Genomic DNA, 16,919 nt, shown 5'->3' with positions numbered 1-16,919 from the left:
GTGGATTATAAAAAAACTATACAGCGCTGTACGGCCTTTAAATGGCTTCTAATGAGTATAACGTTTAACGAGGGCAGCGTTAAAATGAGTTTGCCTTGGGTCGAAGTCGATCACGAATGGCCTCAAGCGTGACGTGGGAATAAAAACGCTCAATCATATCGACGGATGTGCCGCAATTTCGTGCCACATCAAATATGTCTACCTTTTGGTTAAGCATATGGGTGATGTAGTAATGGCGAAACGAATAACTTGAGCGCATAACTCCGCGAAAATCTTTTTTGAGGTTACAAGCCTCAAGCAGCGCATTTAAGCTGGCATTATACGATTTCACCATATTTCCGGCTTCATCGGCAAAAAGGAAATCCTCTGCCGTCGGCTTCCTGTTCCATGATGCTTTTTGCACAGTCCATATCATGTCGAGGTTGGGCAAAACCGTGTCTTGGGGGATAAACTCGCGAGACCTATTTTTCCCAAAAACCCTAAGCGTGACTTTTTGCCCATCAAGTTTTTTAGTGACATCGAACCCCAGCACATCACCCCATTTCATTTTTTGCGCTTCCGTTGGCCTCATGCCGCTGCCAACCATTATCCCGATGTATGCATAGAGCATGGTCCTATCGAATTTCACGCGTGGGTGGTCTTGGGCTTCAATAATTCGCTGGAATGCTTTGCTGTGTAACCGTTGGATTTCGTCATTCGAAAAGGATGGGCGCGCGTTATCTTGCGCCCTCACCCTTTCCAGTGATGGCAGCGCTGCCACATATCCATGATCCCTACAGTAAGTGACGAACTTCCTGAGGATGTTCATCTCCCACACTAAAGTGGAGTCGCTTGGTTGGATACGTTGGGGAGCGCGGGAGATCGTTTTTCCCGCTCTTATATACGTGATGAGGGGAATATCTTTGCCTGGGCCTGTGATCCAATACGTTTTGCGCCAAGGCACAAACCCACTCAATGTTCTGGTGGTGAGGTGTGAGGCTTCTTTACGACCACAAAAATCCACCACGTAACGGTGCAGGAACGCTTTATGCGTTTTCTTTAAGGGCTTGGCCTTCACGTATTCCTCAACCACCTGTGCGACAGTCTTGGCACGCGCATCAAGACCCGCTTCCGCGCGTGTTAATGCCGCATAATAAGTTTTGGCTGCGAGTTTGTTGGCTTCGCTTTCATCGCGGGTTCTGAGGGAAACACGAATCTGCCCCTGTCCCGGCAAGGAAAACCTTACGGACCAATTTTGGGTGCCTGGACGTCGGAAAATCACCCACTCTTTTTGTGGGAGTGCTCCGTGATTGTGCTTGGGACTGTGCTTTTCCATCCGCTAACTCGTTGATTTCACTAGGGCCAGCTTTTATGTGCTGGGACTGTGCTAGTGTATGTTCATACGAGTTTGCGAAAAAGGCTCACCATTAAGTCGTTGTAAAACAACGTAAAAGTGGTGCTGCTGGACAGGATTGAACTGTCGACCTCTCCCTTACCAAGGGAGTGCTCTACCACTGAGCTACAGCAGCACGGTATGCGGGCTTCCTAACTTTTCCTGCACCGGCTGGCAACCCCCTTTTATCGCCTTTTGGCAAATTAGGGCGTTCCAGCCGGTTGGAGAGGGGTCAGTCGTCGCGGTGGATGCGTTCCATGCGCTCGTGGCGCTCCTGCGCCTCGATCGACAGGGTGGCGATGGGGCGGGCCTCAAGGCGCTTGAGCCCGATCGGCTCGCCGGTTTCCTCGCAATAGCCATAGGTGCCCGCTTCAACGCGCAGCAGGGCCTGGTTGATCTTGGAGATCAGCTTGCGGGCGCGGTCACGGGTGCGCAGCTCGAGCGCGCGGTCGGTCTCGACACTGGCGCGGTCGGTAATGTCGGCTTCATGGATGCCGCCTTCCGACAGGCTGGCCAGCGTTTCATCCGCTTCCTTGAGGAGGTCCGCCCGCCATTTCAGCAGCTTGAGGCGGAAATATTCCACCTGCTGCGGATTCATGAATTCCTCATCATCCGAGGGGCGATAGTCGGGGGGCAATGTAATCATACGAACAGGTCCCTGCGCCATGCTTCCGTGTGGCAGTTACTGGCCTGCCAGTCGGGAACGGGGCGGCTTATACTAGCAAGGGGCGCGCGCGCCAAGCTTTTAACGCAGGCCATCAGGCAGGCTGGCCCGGCGGGGTGGAAGGAGCGGGGGTGGCAGGCGTGCCGCCGGTTGCAGCCGGGCGGGCCGTGGCGGCAGTGGCCTGCTTGTGGCGCGGCGTGTCGGGGTAGGTGGTCTCCCACCCGCCGCCAAGCGCGTTGTACAGCCGCACCAGGTTGCCCGATATGGCGGCGGTGCTGGTGGTCAGGTCGGACTCGGCACCCAGGTACTGGCGCTGGGCATCGAGCACGTTGAGGTAGGTCACCATGCCGTTACGGTACTGGTTCTGCGCCAGTTCCAGCGCGTGGTGGCTGGCCTGCATGCGCTGCTCCAGGCTGTCATGGCGGCGCTGTTCGTCGGTGTAGGCGGTGAGCGCGTTATCCACGTCATGCCAGGCGCCGAGCACGGTTTTCTGGTAGTTGATGGCCGCTTCCTTCTGGGCGGCCTTGCGCAGTTCAAGCTGGCCGCGCAGGCGCCCGCCCTGGAACAGGGGCAGCGTGATGGAGGGGCCGACATTCCACGCCTTGGCGTTCCAGAAGCCAAGGTCACGGAAGGAGAGGGATTCGAAACCAAAACCGGCATTGATGGTCACGCGCGGGTAGAACTCGGCCACGGCCTCGCCCACCTGGGCGGTGGCGGCGTGCAGGTTGGCCTCCGCGCGACGGATATCGGGGCGGCGGCGGGCCAGCTCAGAGGGCACGCCGACTGGCACGCGCGGTGGCACGGGCGGAATGGCGGAGGCGGTGAGCAGCTCATCGGACAGCGCGCGTGGCGGCGCGCCCATGAGCAGGCTCAGCGCATTGACCTGCATGGCCAGCTGCTGCTCAAGCTGCGGGATCTGGGCCAGCGTGTTCTCGTACTGCGCGCGGGCCTGCTCCACCTCAAGGTTGCTGGCCAGGCCCTTGGTGTAGCGCTGCTGGTTCAGGTCCAGCATGGATTGCGCCACATCACGGTTTTCCAGCACGATGCGTAGCTGCTGCTGCGTGTTGCGCAGCTCCATGTAGTCGCGCGCCACTTCCGACTGGCGCGAGATGAGCATGCCGCGGCGGGATTCGTTGACCGCCTGCGAGCTTGCGGCCGCGGCCTCGTATTCACGCCGCACGCGGCCCCACAGGTCGAGCTCCCACGTGGCATCCACGCTGTCGCGCCACTGGTTGAACAGCGGGATCTTGGCCTTGCCCGGCGTGCCCGCCACCTGGCCGAGCTCCGGGTGTTCGCTCTCGACATCGGTCACGATGCGCTGCAGCATCTTGGTGCTGTACTGCTGGCGGGCGTAGGAGCCGGTGGCCGACATGGCAGGGTAGCGCTCGGCACCGGCAATGCGCAGTTCGGCCCGGCTCTGGGCCATGCGGTAGGCGTAGGCGCGCACATCAAGGTTGTCGGTGGCCACGCGCTGCTCGAGCCTGGTCAGCTCGGCATCGTTGAAGATGGTCCACCAGGCGGTATCGGGATCATCGGGCGTGGTCTGGCTGGCCACTTCGGCGGGTTTGCCGTTTTTGTCGGTTGCGGCCGCGATGCGGTCCGGGCCGCCATACTGGTTGGGAACCCACGGCTTGGGCTTATGGAAATTAGGGCCAACCGCACACCCGGCGGTCATGACCGACAATCCGACCACGGCCGTGCGCCATGAAATTCCCCTACCCACCAACATGGCCCCCCTGTTGTACCTGAAACAGCTGATGTAAATTCTGCATTCTTGGCATGGTTTTCAAACCATGGCATGAATGACCGATCAGTTCGGTCAGTCCCCTAGCCTATCGGCTTTCCTCACGGGGTCAATCGAAAGTACGCGCCAACCGCGGGAGCAGGATGATTTCAATGGGCACCACGCCAGGCCACACAGGCAAAATGCAGGCTGTCGAGAGCCTGCCCCCGGGTGCCTCCGCCGCCAAGCGCCAGCAGATCCTGGCGGGTGCCGCGCGTATCTTTGCCCAGAACGGCTACGAGGGGGCCAGCATGTCGGGCATCGCGCGCGATGCGGGTGTCTCGAAGGGTACGCTGTACAACTACTTCGACAGCAAGGCCACGCTGTTCTCCGCGTTTGTGGAGCAGTGCGCGTGCGAGAAGATGCCGCTCCTGTTCAGCCGCATTGATGAAGGGGCGAACCTGACGGAATCGCTCGAGCACCTGGCCGTGGCCATGATCCGGCTGCTGACCTCGCCGCTATCGCTCATGCTCAATCGTATCATCATTTCCGAGGCAGGCAATTTTCCCGAACTGGCCGAGACGTTCTGGAAGCACGGACCCCAGAAGGCCATCAACATCCTCTCGGTATGGCTGATGCAGCATAATGATTCCGGCGTGCTGAACATCCCCGACCCGGTTTTTGCCGCCGAGCAGTTCTATGCCCTGTGCCAGACCCGCATTGCGGGGCGCGCGCGCATGCAACTGCCGGTCAATACCGACCAGGCGCATATCGACTTCATCGCCCGTTCGGCAGTGCACACCTTTCTCAACGCCTATCTGCGCGAAGGCCCGCGCCTGCCGCCGGTGGTGATGGAGGAGTGAGGACACGCTCTGGCAAAGCTGTTTGAAAAAAGCTGCTTGGGTTGGTAGTTTCTTCGACAGTGAAATAAGAATTTGGAATCAACAGGTTCCACTAAGAGTGTTCCCCGCACACGCGGGGATAAAAACGACTTTGTTGTTCTCGTAAGACGCGACCTTGTGCGTTCCTGCAGTCCGGCACCTAACCGCACTGATAGACAACGCGCGCCCGGTCAAACCGGCGGGTTGCGATATCGGTCTCGCGCATCATCACGTAATAGGCCCCGACATCGGCAAACCGCGCATGCGGGTCTGCCCCGATCTGCACGACAAGCCGCCACTGTGCCGCGGATTCAAGCAGCGCCTTCGCCTGGGCCGTGTTCCATACGTCGTCCCTGCAGTTCAGGCCATTGGCGACAAGCTGGCTGCGGGCCTGAAGGCCGTTCTGTAAGGGTTGCGGAAAGCCGCCAAACTGGTGGTTGTCACGCTTCCCTTCATCAGGTGTGCCGAAAGCGTAGAACCAGTCATTATAGGCCAGGGCTTTCGCACGATCATCAAGGGAGAAGGCATCCCATCCCTTGTCATTGAGTGGCATGGGCGTGATGACGGAGTGCGGCGTGGTCACGGGGGCGGGGGGAAAGATGCAGCTCCATTTATCGTTCGAGATCGCCAGCAGGGCTTGGGGCACCGGTGCGCGCACCAGTTCAGCCACGGGCGAGGGATCCCATATCACGCGCCACCCCACGGCGGCTTCAGGGGTGAATTCTTCCGGCTCTATCCAGTAATCATAGAATACCAGCAGGCGGCCCTCGGTGGGGAAGACGGGGTCAAAACCCGGCGCCTGCGCCAGTTCGGCCAGATTGAACTGACCAAAGAAAGCCAGCGGGAAATCTGTCGCCACTGCCTGCGCCTTGGCCCGGTGTTCGTTGCTGAACCATTCGACACCCTTGGTGCGTGCCCATGAGGGCGGATCTGCCAGCAGGTCATCCGCCTTGCGGTTGTAGTATTGTGCCCGCCTGTCGGCATCGGGGTAGGGTGGGCGCAGGGACCAGGCCATGCCCTGCGGCAGGTCGGGGCGGCCACCAAGTTTCGAGGCCCCTGCGGGAATGGCGTCCTCATCCCCTGCCGTGGTGGGCATGAGCACGGCAGGGCGGGCCTGTGCGGCAAGATGGGCCACGACGGCGGCAGGCAGGCCGGTTGCCTGCAGCGAACGTGCCAGAGTCTCGCGGTCAGGGGGGAGCGGGGTATCGGCCATGCCGGGTTCCTTCCTCAGGAAAGTATTTTAAAATAACGTATTGATGAAAATTCATAAAAGTTTTTGGATGCCGCCTTTTTTCAAAAAGGTGGTGTTTTCTGAAGCATTATGAATACTGATTTTACCAGGTATTTCCTATAATTGTTCAGAATAAATGAAATATTTATATTTAATAATACCGTATTAAAGCAGGACTGCAAACCATAATAGACCACTGGCAGGTAGCGCAACAGGAGCAGTCTCCTGTGTGTGCAGCGGCGGTTGCACGGTGTGTCCATCCTGGCCGAAGCGTTCTGTTGCATAAATACAACATCAGGCACGCCCGGCGAGGGCCACCGCTTTTTCATGTTGTTATGTTATATTGTACCAAATAAAGCTGCGCCTCCCGAAACCACCTCACCGGATGCGAGCCTTTCCGCCATGACGCGCCTATGGTTTTTTCCCCGTCCCCTTTCCCGTGCCATGCTGGCAGCCATAACCGCGCTGACCCCTGTCGCTACTGCCTGCGCGCAGGGCGTGCCCGCCACCACTACGACCCCCGATGACCCGCACGCCACCACCGAGCAGGCGCAGGCGCTCGACCGCGCCTCATCCGCGCCCGAGGCCATGACCGTCACCGCGCGCCTCGACCGCGCGCGCGTGCAGTTGCAGCCTTCCACGGGGGCAACGGTGCATGCGTTCAGCCGCAAGGCGATCGAGACCATTCCCGGTGGCGACAATACCGGGCTGAACAGCGTGCTGCTGCAGGCCCCCGGTGTTGCGCAGGACAGCTACGGCCAGATCCATGTGCGTGGTGACCATAACGAGGTGCAGTTCCGCCTCGATGGCGTGCAACTGCCAGAAGGCATGAACGTGTTCGGCCAGACGCTCATGACCCGCTTTGCCGATAACATGTCGCTCTCCACCGGCGCATTGCCGGTGCAGTACGGCTTCCTTCAGGCGGCCGTGGTCGACATTACCACCAAGAATGGTGCTACCAACAAGGGTGGCAACGTGTCCATCTATGGTGGTGCGCGTGACTACTTCTTCCCCTCCGCGCAGTATGGAGGGCAGCATGGCAGGTGGGATTATTTCTTCACCGCCGATTACGTGCATGACCGGGTGGGTATCGAGAACACCACGCCCTCGTTCAACGCGCCGCATGACCTGAGTAACCAGTACCATTTCCTTGGCCATGTGCGCTACACGGTGGATGAGAACACGCGGCTGAGCCTGATTGCGGGCGTGTCGAACGCCGAGTACCAGTTGCCCAATATCGGCGGCCAGAGCTTTGGCTGTTCCGATGATGGTACGCCATGCGTGACTGGCACGGGCGCACCAAGCCCTTCCAACCTCAATGAACGCCAGAAGCAGATCACCGATTTCGGCATCCTGTCGCTGCAAAAGGAGATCGGGGCCTTCTCGCTCCAGACATCGGTGTTCTCGCGCTACAGCAGCCTCGGCTACAGCCCCGACCCCAACCTGGGCGACCTGGCCTATATGGGCATAAGCCAGCATGCCGAGCGCTCGGTCATGTCAACCGGCACCCAGAGTGACGTGACCTGGCGCGTGCGGCCCGATCATACCGTGCGTTTCGGCTTTCAGGTCTTTGCCGAGCGCAACATCACCAAGGCCGATTCACTGGTGCAGAACACCGACACGGGGGCGCTCCAGTCCATCCACACCGGCAATGGCCGCACGGGCGATGTCTATGGCCTGTACGTGCAGGATGAATGGCGGCCGCTGCGCAATGTCACGGTCAATTACGGCCTGCGCTTTGATGGCGTGGGCGAATATACCAACGAGCACCAGCTCAGCCCGCGCATCAACGTGGTGTGGCGCGCGTGGAAGGGAGCCACCCTGCATGCGGGCTATTCGCGCTACTTCACCCCCCCGCCCTTCGAGGTGGTGGGTGGCACCGACCTGCAGCAGTTTGCGGGTACATCGGGTGCGGCAGCCGGCACCGGTAGCGATACGGTCAAGGCCGAGCGCGACCATTACTTCGATGCCGGGATCGAGCAGGTCATCCTGCCCGGCTGGCGCGTGTCGTTCGATGCCTATTACAAGCTGGCCCATAACCTGATTGACGAGGGGCAGTTCGGCGCGCCCATCATCCTGTCAGGCTTCAACTACCGGCGCGGGCAGGTGAATGGCTATGAGGTCTCGACCTCCTATGATCGCGGGCCGCTTTCGCTGTATGGCAATTTTGCGTGGTCGCGCGCCATCGGCAAGGACATTACCAGCGCACAGTTCAATTTTGACCCCGGTGACCTGGCCTATATCAGCCAGCACTGGGTGCATCTCGACCACGACCAGCGCTGGACCGCTTCAGCCGGTGGGTCCTACACCTTCTTCCACCGCACCGGGCACCCCACGCTGCTCTCGGCCACGATGGTCTATGGCAGCGGCCTGCGGCAGGATACGGACACCGTGCCCAATGGCGGCGTAATCCCGCAATACGCCACGTTCAATCTGGCGCTGGTGCAGTCCTTCCGCGATCTGTTCCATTCCCGCTTCCTGCGCACCACGCAGTTGCGGCTGGACGTGACCAACCTGTTCGACCACCCCTACATGCTGCGTAGTGGCTCGGGCATTGGCGTGGGCGCCCCGCAATACGGGCTGCGGCGCACGATCCTGACCGGTATTTCGCAGAACTTCTGATAAACCCAGATTGTGCTGCAAGAGTAACAGTTTCCGGATGTCGCCTTTTTTCAAAAAGGCGGCATCTTTTCGAAGCTTTTCTTTTTTTGTCAGTGATCTGTTTTTTGAATAATCGCTTGGTCAGTCCGCATGCCCGTAAAACCTGCAAAAATTTGCAGACCATACTGGATCCAGCCTATCGAATGGATCGGTCAGAATTTCTTTTCTATTCAGGTCATCTGGAAGGATGGTGTGAATTGAATATTTATGCTTTGCAAAACATTTTATGGTCCCTGCGCCTTTCAGGGCAATAATCGATATGCCATTATCTCTTTCACTATATATGAACCATTTTCCATATATTGATGATAGGGCATATGTATCGACATTATACAGCCCCGGTGCCCCATCCGTTTTTTCTGATACCAGGCTGATCTGTAATCTGTATATTTATATATGAAACGCTATCTGTTTCATCTTCAGGTAGTGTCATCATATCGACGGCACAAAACAGACTCTCGCCGTTGAAGTCCATAAGGGATCATATGATGCCGACGGTCTCATCCTCTGTCAGATAATCAGCTGAACAGAAAGAATAAGTATCCCATTCGTCCGCAAACACCATGTCGGGCATGCGTTTTCCTGCCACCACGCTCTGTTTCATGCGGTTCATGGGTGGGACACGACAGTCATCCTTCATTGGTCATCCCGCTCCTTATCCGGGCGTGTTGACAGTCGTGCAATACACGACGTGCCACAGGCCCCGCTTCGCGGCAGCGGGCGTGCGCAGGGGGCAGAAAAAAAGGGCGGCCCCGCAAGGCCGCCCTTTCCACATTGTTGCATGCAGGCAGGAAGGTCAGGAATTGATCCGCTCGCCATGCAGGCTCATGTCCAGGCCTTCCATTTCCTCATCACGCGTCACGCGCAGGCCGATGGTCAGGTCAATGGCCTTGAGCAGGATGAAGGTCAGCACCGCGCACCACACCACGGTAATGCCCACCGATTCCGCCTGCGCCACGAACTGGTGGAACGACCCGCTCACGCCCTCGGGGCTGGCATCGGTGGCCGAAAGCGGGCCATAGGCGAACACGCCGGTCAGCAACGCGCCCACGATGCCGCCAATGCCATGCACGCCAAAGGCGTCAAGGCTGTCGTCATAGCCCATCATGTGCTTGAGGCCCGTCGCCCCCCAGAAGCAGATCACGCCCGCGATCAGCCCGATCATCAGCGCGCCGCCCGGCAGCACGAAGCCCGCGGCAGGCGTAATGGCCACAAGGCCACCCACCGCACCCGAGATGATGCCCAGCACGGTGGGCTTGCCGGTCTTGATCCATTCGGCGCACATCCACGACACGCCAGCCGCGGCGGCGGCAATCTGGGTGGTGGCCATGGCCATGCCCGCGCGCCCGTTGGCGCCGCCTGCGGAGCCTGCGTTGAAGCCGAACCAGCCCACCCACAGCAGGGATGCGCCAATAATGGCATAGGTCAGGTTGTAAGGTGAGAAGTCGTCCTCTCCATAGCCCTTGCGCCGGCCCATCACCAGGGCTGCCACAAGGCCCGCGATGCCCGCGTTGATATGCACAACCGTGCCACCCGCAAAGTCGATGGCGCCGATCCTGGCCGCCACCCAGCCATCGGGCCCCCACACCCAGTGGGCCACGGGCACGTACACGATCAGCGACCAGATGATGGTGAACACGCACAGGGCGCTGAACTTCATGCGTTCGGCAAATGCGCCGGTAATCAGCGCGGGCGTGATGATGGCGAAGGTCATCTGGAAGGTCATCCAGACACTTTCGGGAATGGTCATGGTGGTGGCGGCAGGCGTGCCTGCGGCCATGGTGAAGGCCACGTCACTGCCCTTGCTGATGCCTGCGCCCAGCCCGTTGAGCATCACGCGTGACAGCCCGCCAATGAAGGCGTTGCCCGAGGTGAAGGTCAGGCTGTAGCCCAGCACCATCCACACCACGGTCATGATGCAGCAGATGGAGAAGGACTGCATGAGGGTGGCCAGCACGTTTTTCTTGCGCACCATGCCCGCATAGAACAGCGCAAGGCCGGGGATGGTCATCATCAGCACGAGCGCGGTGCTGACCAGCATCCAGGCGGTATCGCCCGTGTCGATGGCGGGAGGGGCATCGGCCGCCATGGCGGGCAGGCTGGCCATTGACGCGCCAAAAGCCGCGGCCGCCAGCCCGGCATGGCGGGCGCTTTTGCCAATCTTTGTGATCACAGCGCGTTTTCTCCGGTTTCCTGTGTCCTGATCCGTATGGCCTGCTGCAGGTCGAGAACGAAAATCTTGCCATCGCCGATCTTGCCCGTGCACGAGGCGGACTGGATCACTTCCACCACCTTGTCGCACTGCGCGTCGGGCACCGCGATCTCGAGCTTGATCTTGGGCAGGAACTGGATGTTGTATTCTGCGCCGCGATAGATTTCGGTCTGGCCTTTCTGGCGGCCATATCCCTTCACCTCGGTTGCGGTCAGGGCATCCACCCCGATGGAATGCAACCCTTCGCGTACCTCATCGAGCTTGAACGGCTTGATGATGGCAATAACGAATTTCATCTCGTCCCCTTCCTGCCTTGCCCCTGAAACGTTACCTGTTGGCCTCTGTTCCGTACAGGCAACCATATCGCGAAGCAATATGATGTTGCTAGCGCCTTTCAGCGCCGTTGTGCAGGGTTCTGGTGTTGCCATTACCGGCATGGCGTGTTCGTTATTTATGATCCGTGGCGCGCGGCGGGTGGCGTGGCGCTGTCATCATGCGGGCCACCACCCCCGAATCGACGTGGCGCAGGGGCCTGGCGGCACGCATGGTCCCGCCCTGCGCGCGCTAAACCGGCTTGGCGTGCTCCGCCTTATCCGGCATATCCCATGCCATCATGACCCAACCCGCTCCCGCCCAAGCGCCCCGTGGCGCGCCCACCGCATGGCCGGTCATGGCCATGGCGGTCATTGCCACCGGTTTCCTGTCGGGCGGGGGGGGCACGGTGCTGTCCGTGCTGCTGCACACGGTCCAGCATGCCGCCTATGGCTACGGCCAGCCCGGCGGGCCGCATACCTTCGTGCAGGGCGTGAGTGCCGCCGCGCCATGGCGCAGGGTTGCCGCCCTGTGCGCAGCAGGCGTGGTGGCGGGCGTGGGCTGGTGGGCGCTGGGGCGTTTTGGCAGGCCGCTGGTCAGCATTGCGGCGGCTGTTGGCAAGACGGGGCTGGGCAAGCCCATGCCCACGCTGTCCACCACGGTCCATGTGCTGCTCCAGATCGTGACGGTGGCCCTTGGCTCGCCGCTTGGCCGCGAGGTGGCGCCGCGCGAGCTCGGCGCGGTGCTGGCCACGGGCACCGGCCGCGTGCTGGGGCTTGCGCCTGATGACCGGCGCATCATCATCGCCTGCGGGGCGGGGGCCGGGCTTTCCGCCGTCTATAACGTGCCGCTGGGCGGCGCGCTGTTCATACTCGAGGTGCTGCTGGGCACGGTGGGGCAGCGCGCGGTGCTGTGCGCGGTGGGTGCCTCGGCCATCGGGGCATTCGTGCCGTGGGCGGTGCTGGGCAACCTGCACCAGTATGACATCGGGCCGATGGCGGTCACGGCCCCCGTGGTGCTGTGGGCGCTGTGCGCGGGGCCGGTCATTGGCGTGGGCGCGCAGATGGCCAAGCGGCTGATGGCCGTGGTGCAGAACCGCGCGGCGCGGGGTGGGGCGCGTATTGCGTGGTGCCTTGTGGTGTTTCCGCTGATGGGCGTGCTGTCATGCTTCTACCCGCAACTGCCGGGCAACGGGCGCGGGCCGATGCAGCTTGCGCTGTCGGCACAACTGGGCACGCAGCTTGCCGCCACCGTGCTGGTGCTCAAGATTGTCGTCATCATGGGCGCGCTGCGGGCCGGGGCCGCGGGCGGCCTGCTCACGCCCAGCCTGACCATGGGCGCGCTGCTGGCCACCGTGCTGGCAGGGGGGTGGAATGCCTGCCTGCCCGTGGTGGATGTGGGCACGGTGGCGCTGCTGGGCGGCATTGCCTTTCTGGGCACGTTCATGTCCATGCCGCTCACCGCGCTGGCGCTGGGCCTCGAGTTCACCCATGTGGGGCATGACATGTGGATCCCGGCTTTCCTCACGCTGGCAGGGGCGCTGCTGGCCTTCCGGGTGTGTGCCAGGATTGGCCAGCCGCCTGCCGCCCAGACCCAGCCTGCTGCGCCGGGCAGCATGTCGGCCCGGTCCTGAAACACCAAAGGACCATAAGTTTCACCAAAAGCCTTTAACTGCCGCACGGGCCGCAAAAAAGGCGGCACCGTTGCCGATGCCGCCTCTTTTTTCTGAGAACAGTCGCTGTTTCAACGAACCGTCAGCATCCTTCATCCCATGCGCGGGGGCCTGCCACAACAGGTACGCCCTCACGTCTGGCTGATCTCACGCCATCGTGGCCTTCGGGCCTATTTCTCGGCAAACGGGTCGAAATCGCCGTCGTTCTCGCGCACGCTCCACCAGCCTTTGTTCCAGTCCTCATAGGCGGGCAGGGTTTCATCAAACGGGTTTTCGATCAGCGGCTCGCCCCTGGTGGCGGCTGCCTTGCCCTGTGCAAAGGCGTCGGGCGGGGTCTGGTCGGTCATGTCGGGTTCCTGACTTGTGTGCCTGGCAATGTGGCAGGCTTACACCATGCGCACGCTACCCGCAGCCCCGCATGGCGGAAGGGGGTAATGCGCTGGGCGCAGGTGTGGCCACGCGATTGTGCCCTGCGTGCCATACATCGCCCGCCATATATCCTAGGATACGTGACCGCCCCGGCGCGTTATGGGATAAGGGCGCTGGCACGGGCGCGCTTACGCCCGCCCGGACTGACATCCGTCAAGAGATTTAGGGAAGAACGACACATATGAACGTGAAGCTGTTTGCATCCCGCCGCGTGGCGCTGGCGCTGGCCAGCGTGGTTGCGGGCGCGTCTGCTGCCGCACTGCCCGCCATGGCGCAGGCCCCGGTCATCGTGGGCAACCAGACGGCGACCGCCACGGTCGAGAGCGTGGACCACGAGGCGGGCATGATCCTGCTGCGCGACAAGGCGGGCAACCTCGACACCGTGCGCGTCGACCCCGACCTGCGCGCCAAGCTGCCGGTGCTCAACCCCGGTGACAAGATCGGCCTGCGCATTGTCCGCACCATCGATGCCGCCATCGCGCCCCCCGGCGCGCCGCTGCCGGAATCGACCGAGAACGCCGCTGGCACCCGCACCGGCCCGCACCCGCATGGCATGATGGTGTCCTTCAAGCGCGAGCGCGTGAAGGTGACCGGCGTGGACACCACGCGCAACCAGGTCGTGTTTGTCGACCCCGATGACATCACCCGCGTGGTGCTGGTGCGCCAGAAGGCGATGCAGGATTTCCTCAAGACCCTCAAGCCCGGCGATGAGGTCGACACCACGGTGATGGATGCGGTGTCGTTCTCGGTGCTCAGCCGGCTTCCGTCCTGACGGCGGCCAGCGGCGGCCGGTGGGCGGCGGGATAGTCCTCCGCCCATTGCAGCGGGCCGCGCTGGTCCAGAAAGCCCGGTATGTCCTCGATGATCCGCGCGGCCTGTTCAAGGCAGGCCATGGCCTCGACCTGGGCTGCCGGGCGCAGGGTCAGGGCATCTGGCGGGCAGAGTATGGTCGCCGCCCGCCGCAGGCTGGCCGCCGTGAGCAGCGGGTTGTGCGACAGTTCGCTAAAGGTGCCCAGCGCATCATAAATCGCCGCCTGCTGCGCACCCATGATGTCGGGGCTGCCCGCGATGGTGCGGATGCGCTCGATCAGTCGCCCCAGCGAAAGCGTTGCCAGTGCCGCATCGATATATTCATGCATGCTGGCGGGCCGCGCGAAGAACGACAGGCGCATGGCCAGGCGGATCACCTTCTGCAGTTGCAGGTTCTCCCATACCAGCCATTCCTTGCCCTGCCTGCGGCCTGACAGCGCCAGCCTGCGCAGGCTGCGCGTGAGCGACATGACCAGGCGCGCGGCATCAAGCCGGTGGTTGGGCGGCAGGATCACGCGGAAGGACAGCACCAGCATGATGCAGCCCATGAACAGCGCCATCCACCCGTTGAACAGGCTGATGTCGTTATAATAATGGATGGGGTTGTTGACCTGCAGCATCACGGTGGCGAACACGCCGTAACCAAACCCCCCCACGCCGAATTTGGGGTGGAACTGCAGCCACACGCCGGGCAGCAGCATGATGCACAGTGAGAGCCACAGCAGCGGGTAGCCATCGATCTGTGGCAGCAGGAAGATATGGCACAACAGCCCCGCCGGTATGCCCAGCGCCGTGCCCGCCGCCATCATCCCCGCCGCGCGTGAGGCGGAGGGCAGGGTGGAGAGCAGGCTCGCCGCCGCCACCACGTACAGCATCATGGTCGGCCCCGCCGTCCAGTGCAGCACGTACCATATCAGCGTGGTCAGCAGCGTGGTCAGCGACCCGCGGGCCGCGTTGCGCAGCGCGGTGGGCCATTCAAGGTAGGGTTGCAGCCGCAGCCTGCGCCCCGCACTGCCCCGGCGCGAGAGATCCTGCAGCGCCGTGTCGATCTGGCCGAGCAGGTCCTGAATGTCATCAAGGAACAGCAGCGAGCGGGGCGAATGGGTGGCGCGCGCCTCATCGATCATGATGGTGCGCGTGTGCTGGATGCGCGCGCAGCCCTGCGTCCACATTGCTTCGAGCGCCTGGTCTTTCGTCAGGTCCAGCAGGGTGTGCAGCATGGCCACGATCTCGCCATGCACCGCGCGGTCCTGCTCCGTGTCGGCGGGGGTGATGGTGTGGGGGTGGTACGAGGCCACGATGCCCGAAAGCCGCGCCAGCCCCGCCCTGATCTCGCGCTGGCGCACGCTGATGTCGTAATTGTCGGCCGCCGCGTATTCCACCGCGTCCGACAGGCGGGCGATGCGGGTGAGCATGGCAGCCCGGCTGTCATGAAACGTGGTGGGGAGCGTGCGGAACGTGCTGCCGGGCAGGACATCGGGGCTTTGCGCGGGCACGTTGCTGTAGCCCTGGTGAAAGGTCAGGATATAGCTGACCGTATCGCGGAACAGGCCGTGGATCTGGGTGAACAGCGTGTCCGACCGGCGCGGCGAGGTGACCATGAACACCGCCGCCGTGGTGACAATGCCCACCACCACCGCGGCAAGGCGCGACATGGCTGAGAGGAAGATGCCATCGGGGTTGTCAAACGCGGGGGCGGAGATGATGACGATGGTATAGCCGGTAAGCACCGCGGCATAGGCGCGGAACAGTCGCAGGAAGGTGGCCGCCATGCACGCCAGCCCCACCACCACCGACAGCCCCATGAAATACAGCACCGGCGACTGCACGAACACCGCCATCAGCCCCACGCTGATCGTGGCCCCGATGATGGTGCCGATGATGCGCCACACGCTTTTTGAAACCAGCGCCCCCACCGTGGGGTTGGCCACGATCATGACCGTGGTGACCGAACTCATGGGCGACTGGAGCTGGAACGAGAAGGCCAGGAACAGCGCAATGCCCACCGAAAGCAGCGCGCGCGCGCTGAACGCCGCCGTGGTGCGCGTGGCGGCCCATTGGGCATCATCGGAGAAAATGCGCTTGAGGCTGGACAACATTGGGCGAAAAACTCCCGGCGGCGGCGTAGGGGCTACCTGATAAACCCGGCGGTGGGAAGGGAAAGGCGCACGCAGCCGGAATTTATTGTATGACAATTAATGTCATGTCAATTATATTGATGCTATCGGTTCCGCCGCCGGGCAGCCATCTTCAGAAACGGTCATGATTCCGCGCCCACCGCGTGTTATCGCGCGGCAGGCGCCGTGGCCGCCTGACCAACCAGCACAGGGAATGCCCATGACCGACCGTTCGCCACTGCCCGATATCGAGGGCACGGGTTTTCAGGACATGCGAATGACCTTCCTCACCATGCGGCTGGCCAATACCTGGCGGCTGGTGCTTGACCGCGCCCTGCGGGTCGAGGGGATGAGCATGGCGATGATGCGCCCGCTCGCCTACCTGATGATGCTGCCCGATGGCGTGAGCCAGCGCGCGCTTGCCCATGCCATGAACACCGACAGTTCGGCCCTGGTGCGCGTGCTCGACCTGCTGGAAGAGGAAGGGCTGGTCGAACGCCGCCCCGACCCCGATGACCGCCGCGCCAAGACCCTGCACCTGACCGCACGCGGCACGCGCAAATGCGCAGTCCTGCACCAGATCTGCGCGGGCATGGAGGCTCGCGTGCTCGGTGGCGTGGGGGCAGGGCGGGTGCAGGCTATGATGGATGTGCTGGCTGTGGTGCTGCGGCAGGCGGAGGGTGTATTGCGCGAGGGCGAGGGTGCAGCCTGTGGTGATAACGCGCCCTGAAATGATGTACATCAGTTCATTGTGCGTCCCGGTTGTATAGAAGATCGGGTTCTGGTGTTTCCGCATTGGCTTTAAGGGTTCCCTCCATGATCGTATTGCTCCGCC

General features: G+C 61.8%; 14 protein-coding genes and 1 tRNA gene. 5 read left to right on the top strand and 10 right to left on the bottom strand.

Going from position 1 to position 16,919, the window contains the following annotated elements:
- Positions 1–79: 79 nt before the first annotated feature.
- The 4 genes from OQZ28_RS13010 to OQZ28_RS12995 form a co-directional block, all read right to left on the bottom strand.
- The gene (locus tag OQZ28_RS13010) at positions 80–1,315 is read right to left on the bottom strand and encodes a tyrosine-type recombinase/integrase (RefSeq protein WP_458136371.1); all 1,236 of its coding nucleotides are present in this window, start codon (positions 1,313–1,315) and stop codon (positions 80–82) included.
- Positions 1,316–1,433: 118 nt separating this feature from the next.
- Positions 1,434–1,508, bottom strand: a tRNA-Thr gene (locus OQZ28_RS13005).
- Between the two features lie 96 nt (positions 1,509–1,604).
- Positions 1,605–2,018 carry an RNA polymerase-binding protein DksA gene (gene dksA / locus OQZ28_RS13000; RefSeq protein WP_025439494.1) on the bottom strand — a complete coding sequence of 138 codons (414 nt, stop codon included), beginning with the start codon at positions 2,016–2,018 and terminating at the stop codon, positions 1,605–1,607.
- Between the two features lie 112 nt (positions 2,019–2,130).
- The gene (locus tag OQZ28_RS12995) at positions 2,131–3,711 is read right to left on the bottom strand and encodes an efflux transporter outer membrane subunit (RefSeq protein WP_242621804.1); all 1,581 of its coding nucleotides are present in this window, start codon (positions 3,709–3,711) and stop codon (positions 2,131–2,133) included.
- A 221-nt stretch (positions 3,712–3,932) separates the two neighbouring features.
- Between OQZ28_RS12995 and OQZ28_RS12990 the strand changes: the two genes are divergently transcribed.
- Positions 3,933–4,622, top strand: coding sequence for a TetR/AcrR family transcriptional regulator (locus OQZ28_RS12990; RefSeq protein ID WP_458136370.1), 690 nt, complete (start codon positions 3,933–3,935; stop codon positions 4,620–4,622).
- 178 nt (positions 4,623–4,800) lie between these two features.
- Here OQZ28_RS12990 and OQZ28_RS12985 read toward each other — a convergent pair whose 3' ends face one another.
- Entirely contained in the window at positions 4,801–5,853 is a 1,053-nt protein-coding gene (locus OQZ28_RS12985) for a DUF1963 domain-containing protein (protein ID WP_458136369.1), read from the bottom strand.
- 420 nt (positions 5,854–6,273) lie between these two features.
- Here OQZ28_RS12985 and OQZ28_RS12980 point away from each other — a divergent pair, with 420 nt between their 5' ends.
- A complete protein-coding gene (locus OQZ28_RS12980; RefSeq protein ID WP_458136368.1) occupies positions 6,274–8,493 on the top strand; it encodes a TonB-dependent receptor in 2,220 nt (739 codons plus the stop codon).
- Positions 8,494–9,013: 520 nt separating this feature from the next.
- Here OQZ28_RS12980 and OQZ28_RS12975 read toward each other — a convergent pair.
- From OQZ28_RS12975 to OQZ28_RS12965, 3 genes are all read right to left on the bottom strand, one after another.
- Positions 9,014–9,172 carry a hypothetical protein gene (locus OQZ28_RS12975; RefSeq protein WP_458136367.1) on the bottom strand — a complete coding sequence of 53 codons (159 nt, stop codon included), beginning with the start codon at positions 9,170–9,172 and terminating at the stop codon, positions 9,014–9,016.
- A 156-nt stretch (positions 9,173–9,328) separates the two neighbouring features.
- Positions 9,329–10,705, bottom strand: coding sequence for an ammonium transporter (locus tag OQZ28_RS12970; protein WP_130731403.1), 1,377 nt, complete (start codon positions 10,703–10,705; stop codon positions 9,329–9,331).
- A complete protein-coding gene (locus tag OQZ28_RS12965; protein WP_061273594.1) occupies positions 10,702–11,040 on the bottom strand; it encodes a P-II family nitrogen regulator in 339 nt (112 codons plus the stop codon). The genes OQZ28_RS12970 and OQZ28_RS12965 overlap by 4 nt, the downstream gene beginning before the upstream one ends.
- Positions 11,041–11,414: 374 nt before the next feature.
- Here OQZ28_RS12965 and OQZ28_RS12960 point away from each other — a divergent pair, with 374 nt between their 5' ends.
- On the top strand, positions 11,415–12,689 hold the full coding sequence (locus OQZ28_RS12960; RefSeq protein ID WP_458136395.1) for a chloride channel protein: 1,275 nt from the start codon (positions 11,415–11,417) through the stop codon (positions 12,687–12,689).
- Positions 12,690–12,898: 209 nt separating this feature from the next.
- On the opposite strand, the gene OQZ28_RS12955 is transcribed toward OQZ28_RS12960, so the two are convergent.
- Positions 12,899–13,075: a hypothetical protein gene (locus tag OQZ28_RS12955; protein ID WP_165165649.1), complete on the bottom strand. Its 177-nt coding sequence runs from the start codon at positions 13,073–13,075 to the stop codon at positions 12,899–12,901.
- A gap of 263 nt (positions 13,076–13,338) precedes the next feature.
- On the opposite strand from OQZ28_RS12955, the gene OQZ28_RS12950 reads away from it, so the two are divergent.
- The gene (locus OQZ28_RS12950) at positions 13,339–13,929 is read left to right on the top strand and encodes a preprotein translocase subunit YajC (protein ID WP_130731404.1); all 591 of its coding nucleotides are present in this window, start codon (positions 13,339–13,341) and stop codon (positions 13,927–13,929) included.
- Here the strand turns inward: OQZ28_RS12950 and OQZ28_RS12945 are convergent.
- Positions 13,910–16,066, bottom strand: a complete 2,157-nt coding sequence (locus tag OQZ28_RS12945; protein ID WP_458136366.1) for an FUSC family protein — start codon at positions 16,064–16,066, stop codon at positions 13,910–13,912. The two genes, OQZ28_RS12950 and OQZ28_RS12945, sit on opposite strands and share 20 nt — an antisense overlap.
- 238 nt (positions 16,067–16,304) lie before the next feature.
- On the opposite strand from OQZ28_RS12945, the gene OQZ28_RS12940 reads away from it, so the two are divergent.
- Entirely contained in the window at positions 16,305–16,814 is a 510-nt protein-coding gene (locus OQZ28_RS12940; protein WP_458136365.1) for a MarR family winged helix-turn-helix transcriptional regulator, read from the top strand.
- Positions 16,815–16,919 lie beyond the last annotated feature (105 nt).

This window comes from Komagataeibacter sp. NFXK3 (assembly GCF_054182245.1).
Note: the sequence above shows the minus strand (reverse complement) of the source record. Positions and strands in the feature narration are given on the sequence as shown.